This window comes from Brachybacterium horti, assembly GCF_054777615.1.
Map to the genome: position 1 here is coordinate 481,265 of NZ_BAAHAM010000001.1, position 17,916 is coordinate 499,180.

Here is a 17,916-nt window from a genome sequence, read left to right on the forward strand (position 1 = left end):
CCGCGCGCTGCTGCCCGCTCGCGAGGAGCTCGGCGAGACCCGCACCCCGTTCGAGGAGAGCCTGCGCGCGGCGCTGGAACGCCGCCCGCCGGTCACGGCCGGATGATCGTCATCCCGGGCCGCGTGCGCTCACCGAGCTCGAGCAGCGCCTCCCCCGCCTGCTCGAGATCGAGGGTGCGCGTGACGAGATCCTGCGGGCGCAGCGCCCCGGAGACCACGAGCTCGAGCAGGCCCGGGTAGTCGGCGGCGGCCATGCCGTGGCTGCCGAGCACCGTCAGCTCCTGCCCGATCACCCGCGGCATCGCGAGCCGCGGCGGCGCCGCGTACAGGCCGATCTGCACGTGCCGGCCGAGCGGGGCGAGGGCGAACAGGGCCGCGTCGGTGGTCTGCTCCCGGCCCAGGGCCTCGACGGTCACGGTGGGACGCTCCCCCGCGGCCTCGACGATCGCCGCCGCGGCCTGCGCGGCGTCGAGGCCCGAGGTGTCCACGAGCACCTCGGCGCCGTGGTCGCGGGCGAGCGCGAGCGCTCCCGGGTCGACGTCCACCGCGATCGGTCGCGCCCCGAGCGCGGCTGCGATCATCACCGCGGAGAGCCCCACGCCGCCGCAGCCGATCACCGCGACGCCCTCTCCCGCGCGCAGGCCGGCGCGGGCGGTGAGTCCCCGGTAGGCCGTCGCGAAGCGGCAGCCGAGGGTGACGACGGCCTCCGCGGGCAGATCCTTGGGGACCGGCACGAGGTTGTGGTCCGCGGCGCGGATGACGACCTGCTCCGCCCAGGAGCCGTCGTGCGTGAAGCCGGGCTGGGTCTGGTCGGGGCACACCTGGGAGGCGCCCTCGCGGCACCAGCGGCAGCGGCCGCAGCCCTCGACGAAGGGCGTCGTGACGCGGTCGCCGACCTGCACCCGCCGGACGCCCTCGCCGAGCGCCGCGACCCGGCCCACGAGCTCGTGGCCGGGCACGTGCGGGAGCGTGACGTCTCCGTCATGCCCCGTGAAGGCGTGGTGGTCGGAGCGGCACAGGCCCGTCGCCTCCACGTCGAGCACCACCGCCCCGGCGGGGGCGGCGGGCGCGGGGACCTCGCGGACGGCGGGGAGCACCCCGAACTGCTCGATGACGACGGCTCTCATGGGACCAGTCTCGCGCGTCCCCGTGCCGCCGCGACCGACGGGTTCAGCCCTCGGCGCGGCCCTGGCGCCAGTAGCCCATGAAGGAGACCTGCTTGCGGTCCACGCCGATCTCCTTGACGAGGTGGCGGCGCAGGGTCGTGATGACCTTCGCCTCCCCCGCGAGCCAGGCGTAGAACGGTCCCTGGCCCTCGGTGGTCTCCCAGAGGATCGCCTCGTCGACGTCGACCTCCTCGAACTCCCCCGTGGTCGAGGGCACGCCCACGGTGCAGTCCCGGCAGAGCTCGGGCCGCTCCTCGATGAGGGCCCGCACGGCCGGGTCCAGCACGGTGCCGTGCGGGGCGTCGCCGCGGGCGAGCCACGTGATCTCGACGCCGGATCGGGTGGGCACGCGCTGCTCGTCGGCCGCGTCGGGCACCTCGATCAGGGCGTGACCGGTGAACGACTCCGGGAGCGACTCGATGACCGCGCAGATCGCCGGCAGCGCCGTCTCGTCCCCCGCGAGCAGGAGGCGGCGCGCCGTGCCGGGGCGGAACTCGATGCCGCCGTAGTCGGGGCCCACCAGGTGGGTGTTCGGGCCCAGCAGCGTGATCTCGTCGCCCACCTGGGCGGACGCGGCCCAGCGGGCGGCGACGCCGGTCCCCTCGACGACGGGCTCCTCGAGGTGAAGGACCATGTCGATGTCGAGCTCCGGGTCGGGGCCCACGTTCCCGGGGTGGCCCGCGCCGCGCAGCGCCCGCACCGAGTAGGTGCGCATCCAGCCGCGCTCGGCGGGGTCCACCTGCAGCCAGTCGCGGTACCAGCCGTCGAAGGCGGAGGGATCGGAGACCGCCGTCGGCCGCAGCGCCGCGAAGTGGTCCGTGGTGCTCCCGGGCGCCGGGACGATGAGCTTCACGCGCACGTCCAGCAGCGGCCCGCCCACGCCGAGGTGGCGCAGGTCGGGGCTCGTGAAGGTGAGGCGCACGAGGTTCGCGCCGACCATCCGCCGGGCGGCGACGGTGAGCGAGAAGGCGAGCTGGGGGCTGGCCTCGAGGGCGGGGACACGCACGGCGGCGTCGGATCGGGCGGGGCTCTCGGTCGCGGTCATGCTGTCCTCCTGGGAGTCGGGGGGCGTCTCTCGGGTCAGCGGCAGCACCATCGGGGTGCCCGTGACGGGGTCGGGTGAGATGAGGGCGTTGAGGGCGAAGACCTCGCGGACGGTCTCCGCCGTGATGACCTCGGCGGGGCTGCCCTGGGAGTGGATGGCGCCCTGGCGCACGGCCACGAGGTGGTCGGCGTAGCGGGCGGCGAGCTGGAGGTCGTGGAGCACGATGCCGACGGTCGTGCCGCGGCGGTGGTTGAGCTCGCGGACCACGTCGAGCACCTCGAGCTGGTGGGTGACGTCGAGGTAGGTGGTGGGCTCGTCGAGCAGCAGCACGTCGGTGCGCTGGGCGAGGGCCATGGCGATCCAGGCCCGCTGGCGCTGCCCGCCGGAGAGCTCGTCGAGCAGGCGGTCGGAGAGCTCCTCGGTGCGGGTGAGGGTGAGCGCCTCGGCGACGGCCTGCTCGTCCTCGTCGGTCCACTGGGGGAACAGCCCCTGGTGGGGGTAGCGGCCGCGCGTGACGAGCTCGCGCACGGTCACGCCGTCAGGGGCGATCGGCGACTGCGGCAGCAGGCCCAGGCGGCGGGCGAGGTCCTTGCCGCGCAGGGCGTGGACGTCCTGCCCGTCGAGCAGCACCTGTCCCTTCTGCGGTGGGAGCAGCCGGGAGAGCCCGCGCAGCAGCGTGGACTTCCCCGAGCCGTTCGCGCCGACGATCATCGTCACCCTCCCCTCGGGCAGGGCGAGGTCGAGGTCCTCGACGACGACGCGGCGGTCGTAGGCGAGTCGCAGGTGGGAGGCGGTCAGCTGGGCCATGGGATCACCTTCCGCGGCCGGTGGTCGAGGAGCGCATGAGCATCCACAGCAGGAACGGCGCCCCGAGCGCTCCGGTGATGACGCCGGCCGGCATCTCGACGCGGCCGAAGAGGTTCTGGCCCGCGACGTCGGCCGCGAGCACGAGCACCGCGCCGAGCAGCGCGGCGAGGACGAAGCTGGGACGCCCGGCGAGGAGCCGCGCGATGGGCCCGGCGAGGAAGGCGACGAAGGCCAGCGGGCCGGCGACCGCGACGGTGAAGGAGCTCAGCAGCACGCCCACGAGCACGAGCGCGATGCGTGTGGCGGGGACGGGCAGGCCCAGGCTCGCGGCGGTGTCGTCGCCCAGCTGGAGGATCCGCAGGCGGCCCACGAGCGCCGCGAGCACGGGGACCAGGACGACGAGCGCTCCGGCGAGCACCGCGACCCGCGGCCAGGTGGCCCCGGAGAGCGAGCCGACCAGCCAGTGCATGGTGTCGCCCGCCTTCTTCGTCTCCATGCGGCTGAGCAGGTACTGCACGAGCGCGAGGAGGGCGGCGGCCACGCCGATGCCGACGAGCACGAAGCGGTCGTCGACCGCTCCCGCTCCCCCGGCGCCGTGCCCGCCGCGGCGGTGCGCCTGCGCGACCCAGAGGACGAGGAGCGCGGTGAGGAGCCCGCCGAGCAGGGTCCACCAGAACAGGGCGAGGCCCTGGGCGTCGACGAGCGCCATCCCGGCGACCGCCGCGGCGGAGGAGCCGAGGGTCACGCCGATGACGTCGGGGCTCGCGAGGGGGTTGCGCAGCATCGTCTGGAAGACGGTGCCGGAGAGCCCGAGGGCGGCGCCGCCGAGGACCCCGACGACGGCGGCGGGCAGGCGGTCGTCCATGACGATGAAGGAGACCCCGGGGATCTGCTCGCCGAGCACGGCGCGCACGGCGAGGTCCGCGTAGACCATCGGCGTGCCGACGAGGACGCGCACGACGACGAGGCCCGCGACGACCAGCGCGAGGGCGAGAGGGACGAGGAGGCGGCGGCGGGCGCTCACAGGGCCACCCGCTTCCGGGTGCGCAGCAGGACGAGGAAGACGGGCACGCCCAGCAGCGCGGTCATGACGCCCACCTGCACCTCCGCGGGCGGAGCGACGACGCGGCCGGCGACGTCGGCCAGGAGCAGCACCGCGGGCCCCACGATCAGCGAGATCGGCAGCAGGCGGCGGTGGTCGGAGCCGGCGAGGAGGCGCACGGCGTGCGGGACGACGAGGCCCAGGAAGCCGACGGGGCCCGCGAGGGACACGGCGGAGCCGACGAGCAGGACGATCCCGATGCCGAGGACGGTCCGCACCCGGCCCACGTGGACGCCGAGCCCGGTCGCGGCGTCGTCCCCGAGGGCGAGGGCGTTGAGGGCGCGCGCGGATCCGAGCACCACGAGCACGCCGGCGACGAGGAACGGTGCCACCCGGGCGAGGTCGCCGAGGTCGCGGGCTCCGAGGGTGCCCACCTGCCAGGCGCGCATCCGGTCCAGGGCGCCCTGGTCGAGGATGACGAGGCCGTTCACGACGGAGCCGAGCCCCGCGGTGACGGCGGCCCCCGCGATCGCGAGGGTGACGGGGGTGGCGCCGGAGCGGGAGGCGGAGGCGATCGCGTAGACGATCACCGCGGCGACCGCGGCGCCGAGGAAGCCGGCGACCATGAACTGGGTGACGGAGCCGAGGCCCAGCAGGTACACCCCGAGGGCGACCGCGGCGGCGGCGCCGCTGTTCAGCCCCAGGATGCCGGGATCGGCGAGCGGGTTGCGGGTCATGCCCTGGAGGCCCGCGCCGGCGAGGGCGAGGGCGATGCCGACGGCGAGGCCCGCGAGGGTCCGCTGCAGCCGGCTGTGCACCACCGCGTGGTCCGCGAGCGTCGGGTCGTAGGCCACGAGGGCCTGCCACGCCGTGCCCGGGGGGACCGTCCGCGCCCCCACCATGAGGGAGAGCGCGCACGCGATCGCCAGGGCGAGGACGCTCCCGGCGATCACGAGCACGGTGGTGCGAGAGGGCACGTCTCAGGCCTGCGCCGTCTTCGCGGCCTCGACGACGGCGGGGACGACGTTCTCGATCGCCCACGGAAGGCTCAGCACGCTCGCCGCGGAGATCGAGAGGGTCTGGTGGTCGTCCGTGGTGAGGACAAGGGCGCCGCTCGCGACGGCCGGGATCTGCTGGAACAGGGAGTCCTTCTGGAAGGTCTCGACGGTGTCCCCGGCGGAGGCCCAGGTGTAGATGACGTCGGAGACGAGCTCGTCGCCGCGCTCGGCGGACCAGTCGAAGTAGAAGGTGCTCGCGTCCTTCGTGTTCTCGGTGACGACCTCGGCCTGGGTCATGCCGAGCGCGGTGAAGAAGCGGGGGCGGGTGTCGTCGCCCGAGTAGATGCTGATCGTGTGGTCCGTCAGCGAGAGGTTCGAGGCGATGAAGGTGGACTCGCCGACCTCGGGGTTGTCGGTCCCGACCTTCGCGAGATCGGCGGTGACCTGCTCGCCGAGCTCCTTGGCCCGGTCGCTGCGGCCGGTGGCGGTGCCGACGGCGGTGAGCACGTCGCTCCAGGAGGCGGTGTAGCCCGCGGCGAGCGGGCCGATGGTCGGCGCGATCTTGCTCAGCGTGTCGTACTCCTCCTGCGTGAGGCCGGAGTAGGCGGCGACGATGAGGTCCGGGGTGAGCGCGGCGATCTCGTCGGTGTTGACGCCGTCGGCCTCGGAGTAGGTGGTGGGGGCCTTGTCGCTGCCCCAGGCGGCGCCGAGCTCCTCGAGCTTCGCGTCGATCCAGTCGGTGGACTTGTTGTCGTTCGCGCCCCACTCGACGATCGGCATGCCGACGGGGACGATGTCGAGGGCGAGGAGGGTGTCGCCGTTGACCCAGGAGACGGTCGCGATGCGGGTGGGCTCCGCGGCGATCTCGGTGGTGCCGTAGATGTGCTCGACGGTCGCGGGGAAGCTGCCGGTCGCGGCCGAGCCGCCGTCGGAGGCGGAGCTGCCGCCGTCGGCGGAGGTGGTCGTCGAGCCGCCGCTGCAGGCGGCGAGCGCGGTCAGCGCGGGCACGGCGAGGGCGGTGAGCACGACGGAGCGGCGCGGAAACGAGCGCGACATGGACAGTCCTTCTCTCGGCACCCTCGGGAAGAGGATGAGGTGAGGCTGACCTTATTACGCAACGTCTGATGTGCTCAATTGGAGTTCGTTCAGGAATCCCGTGCTCAGCACCCGTTCCGGGCATCGGTGCCCGTCACAGCGTCGGGCCCCACGCGGAATGCGGCCCGGATCACGTCCGCGAGATCTGCGACGGCCCCCGGCGATCAGGGCGCCGCGGGGGTCTCCTGGGCGGAGGCGTCCTCGTCGCCGTCGCCGTCCTCCCCCGCGCCATCGGCGTCGGCCGGGTCGTCGAGCCCGCCGACGCCCGCCTGCCGGTAGAGGTCGATGAACTCGCGCGCCACGTCCGGTCCGATCATGAGCCGCAGCACCGGGGAGACCTCGTAGTCCGTGCCCTGCTCGTCGAGCAGGCCGGCGCGCTGGACCTTCGCGATCGAGGCGCGCACCTCCTTGGCGAAGCCGGCCTCGTCCGTCGAGGTGGTGCGACGGTAGGCGGCGAGGGCCTGCTGGATCTCCGCCTCGGAGACGACGGTGCGCTGGCCGCGCGAGGACTGGGTGAGCAGCATCTGCCGCAGCACGAGCAGCAGCACGGAGTCCAGGCGGTTCAGGCCGGTCAGCCGCCGCAGCAGCTTGGGGGCGTCGGGGTCGTCCTCGCTCTGCCGGACGAAGGCGACCTGCGCGTCGTCGTCCACGACGAGCTCGAGGAAGAGGTCGGCGAGCCGGCGCTCGATCGCCGCGCGGTCCCGCAGCAGCTGCCCGTAGCGGTTCGGGTCGCGGCGGCCGTCGAGGAAGGGGCCCTGCAGCAGGTGCACGAGCACCCGGCGGGACTCGTCCACGAGGGCGCCGCCGGGGGCGGTGGGGGCGTCGACGGCCTGGTCGAGGTCATCCTGCTCGCCGGGCTCGGGGCGGTATCCGGTGCTCGTCACAGCGCCCTACCCTACCGGCGGGCATTGGGGTACACGCCGGGCGGATGAGCAGCCGATTGTGTCGAAAGCGTGACCCGGGCCACGTGATCTGGTGGAATCAGGGGGCATCCCGCAGGAATCCCCGTCCCGGCCGGGCCGGGGACCGACGGCAAGGAGCAGCCATGTCAGACGTCTCTGTCCCCCTGATCATCGTGATCGCCGTGGTGGTGATCCTCCTGATCATCCTCCTCATCGTCCTGGGTGCGCGCAGCGCCCGGAAGCGCCGCGAGGCGCAGGAGGCCGCGGACCGCCAGCGGGCCGCGGAGATGCGCGAGAAGGCACGCGCCGACGAGGCCGCCGTGAAGGAGCGCGACCTCAAGGCCCGCGAGACCGAGCTCGATGCGGACCGCTCCCGCCTCGAGGCGGAGCGCAAGGCCAAGGAGGCCGAGCAGGAGCAGATCAACGCCGAGCGCCGACGCGCCGAGGCGGAGAAGCAGCGCACCGCGGTCGAGCAGGACCGCTCGGCGGTGCAGGAGCAGCTCGCCGAGGCGGATCGCCTGGACCCCGATGTCGAGGATCCCGAGAAGGCGTCCGGCCGCACCGACGGCACGGTTGATGCCGGGCGCACGGAGCGTGACGGCTCGGGTGCCGGGACCGCGGCGGCCGCCGGGGCGGGCGCCGGTGGCGCGACCGCGGTCGCCGCCTCGCAGGGCCGGGACCACCGCGCAGAGCCCGCTCCCACGGGCTCCGAGGCCGGCGTGACCGGAGCCGACGGCCGCGACACGCGTGCGGAGGACCGCACGGTCGGGACCTCTCGCGAGACCACGGCGGACGCCGCCGTCGACAGCTCCGTCGACGACCGCACGGATGCCGGGACCGGCCGCACGGCAGAGCAGACCCGCGAGGACCAGGACCAGCACCGCCACAGCAGCGGCGCCGGGACCGCCGCCGCGGTGGGCCTCGGCGCCGGGGCGGTGGGCGGCGCCGCCGCCGGGGCCGCCGCCTCGCGCCATGAGGAGCACCGCGGGCGTCATGCCCAGGAGCCCGTCGCCGAGGGCACGACGCAGGACCGGGCCGTCAGCGGGCAGGACCGTCCGATCGACGGCGGCGCCCAGGGCACCCAGAGCGCACAGAGCACCGAGCAGCACCGCACCTCGACCGATCGCGACGGCTCCGGTCGCGACGGGACGGGCCGATCAGGGACCGCCGCCGCAGCGGGCGCTGCCGGTGGTGCCGCCGGGGGCTACGCCGCCGGCTCCGCGTCGGACAACCCCGACGTGATCCGCGACCCGCAGGGAGACCTCGGGAACCGTGAGGACGGGCTCCGCTCCGAGGACGACCGTCGGCTCGAGGGTGACCGCCGCGCCGAGCAGGACCGCACCCTCGGCGACCGTCCGGAGGGTCAGGACGACCGCCGCCATGCGACCGTCGGTGACGGCGCTGTTCGTGACGACGCCGTTCGTGATGACGCCGTTCGTGACGGCGCCGTCCGTGACGATACGGACCGTGACCGTGCGGGCCGTGACGAGACGGAGCGCGACGGGAGCGGCCGCGGCGCGACCGCCGCCGTGGGCGCCGGGGCCGCTGGTGGCGTCGCCGCCGGTGCCGCCGCCTCCCACCGCGCCGACCGGGATCACCGCGAGGACGGTGACCACCGTGAGGACCGCGATGCCGACGGCACACGACAGGGCCTCGAGGATCGCCGCGATCCTCAGGACCGCTCCGCACGCGAGCAGGACGGGCTCGTGCAGGAGGGTCGTGCGCTGGACGGCCAGGATCGCTCCGACGGCGACCGCGACGAGACCCGGTACGGCTCCGCCGCGGACAACCCCGACGTGATCCGCGACCCGCAGGGCGACCTCGGCGGCGACACCGCCTCCGGCGAGGCCCGCCCAGTGGAGTCCGGGACGACCCCGACCGGTGCCGGTGCGGCAGCCGGAGCCGTCGGCGGGGCCGGCCTCGCCGGCGCCTCGGGCGAGTCCACCCGCGAGGGCCAAGGCGCCGAGGTCCGCGGGACCGAGCAGGACTCGTCCGCCGCGTACGGTGCCGGTCAGAGCCCCTCCGTTCAGGGCTCGTACGAGCAGAGCTCCTACGGTCAGGGCACCGCCGGGCAGAACGGCTCCGAGCAGCGCTGGGCGGAGGTGCGCGAGGACGGCGACGGGAACGTCGGCGGTTCCGCCGGCTCCACCCCGGTCTTCGAGACCGTGCAGGAGGACTACACGGCCGACGATCGCGGGGCGTCCGGCGACAAGGCCAAGTGGGACGCGTCGACCGGTGCCGAGCGGGCCTCCGCCACGGACGGCTCCTCCGCGTCGCTGCCGCAGTACGACGGTGTGAGCCGCGAGTACAGCGAGCAGGCGCCGCAGTACGGCGACCAGCAGGCCCGCGTCTCCCCCTACGGCGAGGGCCAGTTCGGCGCAGAGCCGGCGGAGTTCCTCCGGGAGGACGAGGACTACCTGGGCCAGGGGCAGGGTCGGACCGACGACCGGTCGCCCGAGTTCCGCGCTCCGGAGGAGGGCACCGACGGCGTGATCCCTCCTGAGGAGGGCGACCAGCCCCGGCGCTGATCCGACACCGCTGAGCCCGCACCGCGGGACCCGGCGCACCACGAGCGGCATCCGCCCTGCCCCGGCAGGACGGGTGCCGCTCGTCCGTGTCCGGTCCTCCCCCGCGTGCCAGACTTCCCCCCATGCCCAGCGACCGTCGGCCGACCACCCCGCGCACCCGCATGGACGACCTCACCGTCGAGCGGGTGCTGCGCGTGGTCGAGGCGATCCCGCCGGGCCGCGTCGTCGCCTACGGCGAGGTCGGGGCGATCGTCGGCGTGGGCCCGCGCCTCGTGGGCCGCATCATGGGCACCTGGGGATCGTCGGTCGCGTGGTGGCGGGTGACGAACGCGAGCGGCGACCATCCCCTGCTCGCCCGGGCGCGTCCGCACTGGGAGGCCGAGGGCATCGAGATCAAGCCCAACGGGCTCGGCTGCCGGATGAGCCGCTTCGGCGCGGACCTCGATCAGCTCCGCGCCGACGCCGCACCGGCGCTCGCCGAGCTCGAGGAGGGCTGACTCCCCGGCCGCTGCTCAGCCGACGAGGGAGGCGCCGTCGGCCACCGCGAGCGGGGCCGTCCAGGCCGGGTCCTCCGCGACCGCCGCCGCGAGGCGCACCAGGCGCTCGCGGGTGAGGTCGTCCGCCGGGACCATGACCACGATCCGGGAGCCGCGGTCGGGGTCGAGCCACAGGCTCTGGAAGTGCACGGTGAGCAGCCCCGCCCGAGGGGAGCGGTAGCGGCGCAGCCGGGAGCGGTCGTCGGCGACGTCCCCGCGCTCCCAGAGCCGTGCGAAGTCCTCCGACGTGCCCTGCAGGCGCGTGACCAGCTCGTCGACCCGGCCGCGGCCGCGGTGCTCGGCATGCCGACCGCGCAGGCGGGCCACGATGTCCGGGAGCAGGGAGGGCGCCGCGCCAGCCGGGGTCCGTGAACAGCAGCCAGGCGCAGTTGCGGTCCTCGACGGGGAGCGCGTCGAGATCGCCGAAGAGGTGGCGGTAGGTGCGGTTCGCGGCGATGAGGTCGTAGGCGTCGGTCTGCACCGCCGCGGGGAAGGGCAGCAGCTGCTCGAGCAGCGCCGTGTGCTCGGGTCGGACCTCCATGAGCGGCGTCCGCTTCGCGGGGGCCCGGCCGGAGAGCACCGCGAGGTGGCGTCGCTCCGCGGCCGTCATCCGCAGCACCCGGGCGACCGCGTCGAGCACCTGGTCCGAGACGCCGGTCGCGCGCCCCTGCTCGAGCCACGTGTACCAGGTGGTGCCGATCCCGGCGAGCTGGGCGACCTCCTCGCGGCGCAGGCCGGGGGTGCGCCGGCGGCCGGAGCCGGGGAGCCCCGCCTGCTGCGGCGTCACCTTCTCGCGGCGGGCGCGCAGGAACGCGCCGAGCTCCTTGCGGCGGGTGACGGAGGCTTCTGCATCAGGCACCGGGCCAGTCTGGACCCCACGGACCCCGCTATCCAGGTGGTGGTGATACCCGTATGAGCGCACTCCTGGTCCCAGGATCCGCGCGGGCGGAGGGTCGGGGCATGTCGTCCTCCCTCCGCGCTCCCGCCCCCACCCCACCGGCCCTCGCGGCGCCCGCCCCGCACACCGGCCCCGCCGCTGACCCCGACCCCGCCGCGGGCACCCTCACGCGCGGCGGTCTGGCCGTGCTGCTGCTCGCGTACGCGCCGGTCAACATCGTCTTCGGCTCCGCGAACGTGCTCGCGGACCCGATCGGCCGGGACCTCGGCGCGGACGCCTCCGGCCAGCAGCTCGTGCTCGCCGCCTACACCACCGCCTTCGCCGCGAGCCTCGTGATCGCGGGCCGGCTCGGGGACCGCTGGGGCCGCCGTCGGCTGCTGCTCGTGGGCTCCCTGTCGATGGTGCTCGTGAGCGTCCTCACGACCTTCGCCCCCACGCTGCACGCCGCGGTCGTCCTGCGGGTGCTGCTGGGCATCGCCGCGGGCCTGCTCACCCCGCAGGTGCTCTCCACGATCCGCGCCGCGGCCCCCGAGCCGCTGCGCACCACGGGCCTCATGCTCTTCGCAGCCGTCGCCGGGGTGAGCACCGTCGTCGGTCAGCTCATGGCCGGGCTCGTCGCGAGCGCCCTGCCCGAGCACCTCGGATGGCGGGCCGTGCAGCTGCTCATCGGCCTCATCGCCCTGATCGGCGCGGCCGGGCTCCCCCGCGTGCCCCGCACCCGCTCCTCGGCCCCGCTCGCCCTCGACGCGGGCGGGGCCGCGCTGCTCGGGTCGACGCTCCTGCTGCTCGTCATCCCGCTCACCCTGGGCCGCTCCGTCGGCTGGCCGCTGTGGACCCTGCTCTCCCTCGCCGCCGGCGTCCTCGCCCTCGCCGCGTTCTGGATGCTCCAGCGGCGCTCCGAGCGGGCCGGCCGCCTCGGCGTGGTCCCGCCCTCGGCCCTCGCCCTGCCCGTCGTGCACCGCGGGCTGCTCATGGCCCTGCTGTTCTTCGTCACCTACGGCGCCTTCCTCTACGAGGTGACCTCCTTCGCCCAGCTGCGGACGGACGGCGGGACCCTCGGCCCGGCCCTGCTCGTGCTCGGCTTCGGCATCGCCTTCGTGACCGCCTCCGCGCTGCTGCCGCGGCTCCTGCCCGGCGCGGGGCCGCGCACCATGACGCGGGCGGCCGTGGCGCAGGCCCTCACGCTCCTCGCCCTCGCGGCGCTCGTGCTCACCGGCCACTCCTCACCGATGGCCCTGCAGTGGGGCCTCGTGCCGCTGGGCGCCGCACAGGCCCTCATGTTCGGCCCGCTGCTGAGCACGGTGCTCTCGCAGGCGCCGCAGTGGGCCGCCGGGATCGCGAGCGGCCTCCTCGCGACCGCGCAGCAGCTCGGCCTGACCCTGGGCGTCGCGGTGCTCGGCGGGCTGTTCCGGAGCCTCGCCGGGGCCGACGGCGGCGCGGCGGACCACGCCCTGGTCATCGTGCTGGCCGTGCACGCCCTGTGCGCGCTCGTCTTCGCCGCGCTCGCGCGCTCGCTGCGTCAGTCGACGGGGACGTCCTCGAGGAAGTAGTAGGCGGGCACCTTCGCCGCGTAGTCCTTCCCGTCCAGCTCCCGCCAGGTGACGATCTCCGTGGAGCCCTCGCGCTGCTGGGCGTGCTGGGTCGCGAGGAACATGAGGCCGATGACGCTCGCGAGGCCCTGCTCCGCGGGGCGCGCCCGGAGCACGTCCCCGATCGAGGCCTGACCTCCCTGCGCGCCCGAGCCGCGCACGGCGTTGACGTGCCCGGTGAGGCCCACGATGTCGATGTCGTTCGTGCGCACGAGGTCCTGGAGCACCTCGACGCTCAGCGCGGTCGCGTCGTGCACCTCGGCCTCCGCGGGGGCGCCCGGGTCGGTGGGGTCCTTCAGACGCTGCTGCGAGACGGAGGAGAGCAGGACGCGGGAGAGGTCCAGCTCGAGCGGGAACGGGGTGCGCGTGGGGACCTCGTCCTTCTGCGCGAGGGCGAGCCCCTGCGCCTCCTGGAGCACCTCGAGCAGCACGCGGTGCTGGCGGAAGTCCTGGGAGCGCACGAACCGGGCGAGGGAGCGGTAGAGCTCCGTCTTGACGTCGAGCACCTCCTGCGCCGGCTCGTAGAGGTCGCTGAACACGTTCGCGAGCCGCTCGCGCTCGGTGCGGTCGAGGTCCCGGGCGAAGTCGCGCTCGAGGAGGCGGTCCACGAGCTCCTGCGCCTCGCGCGTCTGCACGGGGTCGTTGAGCATGCGGAAGAAGGCCGTGAACGTGCGGCCCACGGTGGACTGGCCGAGGAGGTCGTCGCCCGCGAGCAGCTGCTCGAGGATCTCGCCGCGCGCGGTCTCCGGGGAGAGGATCTGCTCGCGCAGGTGGAGGTCGACGGCGCGGAGGTCCTCGCGGTACTGGAGGAAGTCGCCGGAGAGCTCGCCGGCGATCTGGAGGATGTCGCGCAGGCGGTCCGCGGAGGCCTCGGCGCTGGGCAGCAGCAGCTCGCCCTCGGCGAGGTCGCGGATCTCCTGCTCGATCCGCTCGCGGCGCCGCTGCAGATCCGCGAGGCGCACGTCGCGGTCCGTCTCCGTCTCCTGGGCGAGGCGGTCGAACTGCTGGATGACGAGGGTCAGGCGGGACTGGGTGGTCGTGGGCCGGTGGTCCTCGAGGGAGGCGATGAACTGGATCGCGTCGATCGTGGCGGGGCTCGGCTCGAAGGTCGTCTCGCTGTGCTGCTGGTCGTCGCGGCGCGTGAGGTAGCCCTCGCGCACCCAGGTGTCGACGTAGTCCCCAGCGGTGCGGCCGGTGACGGCGCCGTCCTCGGGCGCGGGATCCTCGTCGCGCAGCAGGCCGACGTGCGCGCCCACGCGGGCGACGAGCTCGGAGCGGGGCAGGCGGCGGTCGCCGGGAGGGAAGGTCGCCTGCAGGATCGAGAGCACCGCCGGGGCCTTGGTCGCGGCGAGCAGGCGCCACGTGCTGGCGCGGCGGAGCTGCTCGTAGGCGTCCTTGCGGGCCGCGACGGCGTCATGGCGGCGGTCGGTCCACCGGTCGTCGGGCGCAGGCGAGGTCACGAGGAGCGAGTCTAACGGCGCGGGCGGTCGGCGTCGCCCGACGGGGCGGCGCGAGGGTCTACGCTGTTCCTCGGGAACGTTCACGAACCCTGTCCCACCGCACTCGACGAGGAGCCGCACGATGACCACCCCCACTCCACAGACCGCCCCGTGGTGGGAGGAGCTCCCCGCGGGCCGGAACCGCCTGCGCGGCCGCGCCCACCTGCACACCGACGCCCCCGAGGTGAGCCTCGACGGCACCTGGGACTTCCGCTACGGCACCCGGGCCGACGGCTCCGACCTCGGTGAGCCCGCCCCGATCACCGTCCCCGGCCTGTGGCAGCTGCAGGGCTACGGCGCCCCGCAGTACACGAACGTCGTCTACCCGATCCCCGTGGACGTCCCCCACGTCCCGGACGAGAACCCCACCGGGCACTACTCCCGCCCGCTCGCCGTTCCCGCCGACTGGGCCGGGGCCCTCGCCGCCGGCGGCCGCGTGCTGCTCCGGTTCCAGGGCGTCGACTCCTCCGCGCACGTGCTGATCGACGGCGCCGAGGTGGGCGTGACCTCCGGCAGCCGCCTCACCCAGGAGTTCGACGTCACCGACGCGCTCGCCGGCGCAGGTGGGGACGGCGCCGCGGAGCACCGGCTCGACGTGCAGGTCGTCCAGTGGTCCGTGAACACCTACGTCGAGGACCAGGACATGTGGTGGATGTCCGGGATCTTCCGCAGCGTGGACCTGCTGCTGCGCCCCGCGGGCGGCATCCACGACCTCGTCACCCACGCCGACTACGACCCCGCGACCGGCGAGGGCACCCTCACGGCGCTCGCGACCGACGCCGACGGCGCCCCCGTGCCTGCGACCGTGCGCATCCCCGCCCTCGACCTCGAGGTCCCGGCGGACGGCGCCCCCGTTCCCGTCGGCCCCGTGGACCCCTGGAGCGCGGAGATCCCCTCCCTGTACGAGGCGACCGTCACCGCCGACTCCGGCGCGGAGACCGTGCGCCTGAAGCTCGGCTTCCGCCGCGTCGTCGTGGACGGCGACGTGCTGCGCGTCAACGGCGAGCGCGTCGTCTTCCGCGGTGTGAACCGCCACGAGGTCGACCAGCACGTGGGCCGCACCCAGCACCCGCGGAACCAGGACCTCGACGTGGCGCTCATGAAGCGGCACAACCTCAACGCCGTGCGCACCTCCCATTACCCGCCCCACCAGCGCTTCCTCGAGGTGTGCGACGAGCAGGGCCTGTACGTGATCTGCGAGGGCGACTTCGAGGCCCACGGCTTCCACGCCGACTCCACCTGGGGCGAGGACCCGACCGGCGCGGCCCGTCGGCCCGCGGACGACCCCCGCTTCCTCGAGACGCTCGTCGAGCGCACCGACCGCTTCGTGCGCCGCGACCGCAACCACGCCTCGATCGTGCTGTGGTCCATCGGCAACGAGGCCGCGACCGGCTCCGTCACCACCGCGATGATCCAGGCGGTGCGGGACGCCGACGCGACCCGCCCCGTGCTCTACGAGCAGGACTACCGCACCGATGACGCGGACCTCTTCTCCCTCATGTACCCCTCGGTGCAGGAGAGCCGCGAGATCGGCGAGAAGTCCCTCAGCCCGGAGTTCCGCGAGCGCCTCGTGGGCATGCTGCGCGCCCTCGGCCTCGACGCGGCCGACGACGGCTTCGACGACGCCCCCGCCCTCACCAAGCCCTTCCTGTGGATCGAGTTCGCGCACGCGATGGGCAACGGCGCCGGCTCCCTCAAGGAATACATGGCGCTGACCGACGAGTTCGACTCGCTGCAGGGCGGCTTCATCTGGGAGTGGATCGACCACGGCCTCGTCACGACCGACGCCGCCGGGAACCGCATCTGGGGCTACGGCGGCGACTTCGGCGAGCGCCTGCACGACGGCAACTTCGTGGCCGACGGCCTCGTGCTCCCGGACCGCACGCCCTCCCCCGCGCTGCTCGACGCGAAGCACCACTACTCCCCCGTGAAGCTCGAGGTGGGCGCCGGCTCGGCGACGCTCACCAACCGCCACGCCTTCCGCGACCTCTCCCACCTGCGGGCCGAGGTCTCCGTGGACGGCCAGCTGACCTGGCAGGCTCTCGAGCTCCCCGCGCTCGCCCCCGGCGAGAGCGGCACGCTCGCGCTGCCCGCCGCGGAGGCCGGCGTCACCGTGGTGCGTCTGCTGACCCGTGAAGCCGAGGGGCCCGTCCCCGCCGACCACCTCATCGTCGCGGCGGACCACGTGGACCCTGCGGCCCGCGCGGCCGCGGTGCCCGCCCTCGGCGCGGCCGCCGCGCCGGTCCGGGAGGAGGACGGCTCCTGGACACTCGGCCCCGCCCGCTTCGACGACCTCGGTCGCCTGGTCGCCCTGGGCGGCCTCGAGGTCGAGCACAGCGACGTCGACCTCTACCGCGCCCCCGTGGACAACGAGCGCGCCCGCACCCACTACCCGCTCGAGGCCCGCTGGAAGCGGATCGGTCTGGACGTGCCCCGCCGCCGCCTCGTCTCGCTCACGGCGGAGGGCGAGGCGCTCGTGGTCCGCACCCGGCTGGACCTGGACGGCAGCTCCCTCGGCGCGGACGTCACGACCACCTGGCGCGGCGACGCCACCGCCGTCGAGGCGGCCGTGACCGTCACCCCGGCCGCGCACTGGCCCGCGGACCTCCCGCTGCCGCGCGTGGGCTGGACCCTCGCCCTGCCGGGCGGCCTCGACGAGGTCGCCTACGACGGCGCCGGCCCGCACGAGTCCTACCCGGACACCGGCGGCGGCGCGACCGTCGGCCTGTGGACCTCGACCCTCGAGGACCTGCAGGTGCGGTACGTGTTCCCGCAGGAGAACGGCAACCGGGACCGCGTCGTCGCCGCGGACCTGCGCGGCGAGGCCGGCTCCCTCGCGCTGCATGCGCCGGAGGGCCTGGGCCTCGCCGTGCGGCCCTGGTCCACTGCGGAGCTCGACCGCAAGGACCACGACGGCGCGCTCGAGGCCGACGGCCGCACCTGGGTGACGCTCTCCGCGGCGCTGCAGGGCGTGGGCTCCGCGGCCTGCGGCCCCGCGCCGCTGCAGGAGTACGTGCTGGACGCCTCCGAGCGGAGCTTCGGCTTCCGCCTCACCCCGGGCGCCTGACCCGAGCAGGCGTCCCGCCCCGTGCACAGGGGTGAAGCGCCCCCGTGACCGGCCGATAGGCTGGGCGCGGGGGCGCGCTCGTGTCCCGGGGACACGGAGGAGCACCATGACGCAGGGGTACGGATCGCAGGGCCAGGAGCCGGCACCGCAGGGGCAGTGGGCCCAACCGGGGCAGGGGCCCCAGGGGCAGTGGGCCCAGCCGGGGCAGGCGCCGCAGGGTCAGTGGGCCCCGGTGACGCGCAGCCCGGAGGAGAAGGTCGCCGCGTACGCGACGTGGATCCTGATCCTCACGATCGCCGTGGTCGCCGTGCGCGCCCTGGTCGACATCATCGGCTTCTCCACCGGTTTCGCCGCCGGTGCGATCGGCGCCTCCTCGGGGGACTCCGACGCCGCCCTCGTCACCGCCGGGATCGGCGGGATCCTCGCGCTCCTCGCCCTCGCGGTGAACGGCATCCTCTCGATCGCGCTGCTGGTCCTCGCGATCATGACGATCGTCCAGGGCACCGGCCGCGGCCGCACCGGCGCGATCGTCATCGTCGCGGCGCTCCTGCTGGGCGTGGTCGCCTCCTGGATCCTCCGCATCATCACGCAGGTGATCGTCGCGAACGCCGGCTACGACGCGTACACCGCCGTCGCGATCATCTCGGCGGTCCTCGAGGCGATCCGCTGGCTCGTGATCTGCGGCGCGCTCCTCGCCGGCGCGATCATGATCCGCCGCTGGGTCGCCCAGCGCGCCTGACACCC

12 protein-coding genes and 1 pseudogene are annotated in these 17,916 nt (G+C 74.8%); 5 read left to right on the plus strand and 8 right to left on the minus strand.

What is annotated here, in order from left to right:
- Positions 1-92: 92 nt before the first annotated feature.
- The 6 genes from ACYVAP_RS02395 to ACYVAP_RS02420 all read right to left on the minus strand — a co-directional run bounded on the left by ACYVAP_RS02395 (position 93) and on the right by ACYVAP_RS02420 (position 7,037).
- Positions 93-1,127 (minus strand): MDR/zinc-dependent alcohol dehydrogenase-like family protein, encoded by a 1,035-nt coding sequence (locus ACYVAP_RS02395; protein ID WP_498859362.1) that lies wholly within the window; start codon positions 1,125-1,127, stop codon positions 93-95.
- A gap of 43 nt (positions 1,128-1,170) precedes the next feature.
- Entirely contained in the window at positions 1,171-3,018 is a 1,848-nt protein-coding gene (locus ACYVAP_RS02400; protein ID WP_343904318.1) for an SIP domain-containing protein, read from the minus strand.
- Between the two features lie 4 nt (positions 3,019-3,022).
- Positions 3,023-4,042, minus strand: a complete 1,020-nt coding sequence (locus ACYVAP_RS02405) for a FecCD family ABC transporter permease (protein WP_264449650.1) — start codon at positions 4,040-4,042, stop codon at positions 3,023-3,025.
- Positions 4,039-5,037 carry a FecCD family ABC transporter permease gene (locus ACYVAP_RS02410; protein ID WP_137769866.1) on the minus strand — a complete coding sequence of 333 codons (999 nt, stop codon included), beginning with the start codon at positions 5,035-5,037 and terminating at the stop codon, positions 4,039-4,041. The genes ACYVAP_RS02405 and ACYVAP_RS02410 overlap by 4 nt, the downstream gene beginning before the upstream one ends.
- 3 nt (positions 5,038-5,040) lie before the next feature.
- The gene (locus tag ACYVAP_RS02415) at positions 5,041-6,114 is read right to left on the minus strand and encodes a TroA family protein (protein WP_498859363.1); all 1,074 of its coding nucleotides are present in this window, start codon (positions 6,112-6,114) and stop codon (positions 5,041-5,043) included.
- Positions 6,115-6,317: 203 nt separating this feature from the next.
- A complete protein-coding gene (locus tag ACYVAP_RS02420) occupies positions 6,318-7,037 on the minus strand; it encodes a DUF4194 domain-containing protein (protein WP_498859364.1) in 720 nt (239 codons plus the stop codon).
- A gap of 161 nt (positions 7,038-7,198) precedes the next feature.
- On the opposite strand from ACYVAP_RS02420, the gene ACYVAP_RS02425 reads away from it, so the two are divergent.
- Positions 7,199-9,583, plus strand: coding sequence for a hypothetical protein (locus tag ACYVAP_RS02425; RefSeq protein ID WP_498859365.1), 2,385 nt, complete (start codon positions 7,199-7,201; stop codon positions 9,581-9,583).
- A 122-nt stretch (positions 9,584-9,705) separates the two neighbouring features.
- On the plus strand, positions 9,706-10,080 hold the full coding sequence (locus ACYVAP_RS02430; RefSeq protein ID WP_264449645.1) for an MGMT family protein: 375 nt from the start codon (positions 9,706-9,708) through the stop codon (positions 10,078-10,080).
- A gap of 15 nt (positions 10,081-10,095) precedes the next feature.
- Here the strand turns inward: ACYVAP_RS02430 and ACYVAP_RS02435 are convergent.
- Positions 10,096-11,116, minus strand: a pseudogene (locus ACYVAP_RS02435) (helix-turn-helix transcriptional regulator).
- Here ACYVAP_RS02435 and ACYVAP_RS02440 point away from each other — a divergent pair.
- Entirely contained in the window at positions 11,080-12,567 is a 1,488-nt protein-coding gene (locus ACYVAP_RS02440) for an MFS transporter (RefSeq protein ID WP_498859366.1), read from the plus strand. The pseudogene ACYVAP_RS02435 and the gene ACYVAP_RS02440 sit on opposite strands and share 37 nt — an antisense overlap.
- On the opposite strand, the gene ACYVAP_RS02445 is transcribed toward ACYVAP_RS02440, so the two are convergent.
- On the minus strand, positions 12,537-14,066 hold the full coding sequence (locus ACYVAP_RS02445; RefSeq protein WP_498859367.1) for a DUF3375 domain-containing protein: 1,530 nt from the start codon (positions 14,064-14,066) through the stop codon (positions 12,537-12,539). The genes ACYVAP_RS02440 and ACYVAP_RS02445 overlap by 31 nt on opposite strands.
- Before the next feature lie 121 nt (positions 14,067-14,187).
- On the opposite strand from ACYVAP_RS02445, the gene ACYVAP_RS02450 reads away from it, so the two are divergent.
- On the plus strand, positions 14,188-17,172 hold the full coding sequence (locus tag ACYVAP_RS02450) for a glycoside hydrolase family 2 TIM barrel-domain containing protein (RefSeq protein ID WP_498859368.1): 2,985 nt from the start codon (positions 14,188-14,190) through the stop codon (positions 17,170-17,172).
- Positions 17,173-17,278: 106 nt separating this feature from the next.
- Positions 17,279-17,911, plus strand: coding sequence for a hypothetical protein (locus ACYVAP_RS02455; protein WP_498859369.1), 633 nt, complete (start codon positions 17,279-17,281; stop codon positions 17,909-17,911).
- The last annotated feature ends 5 nt before the right edge of the window (positions 17,912-17,916 follow it).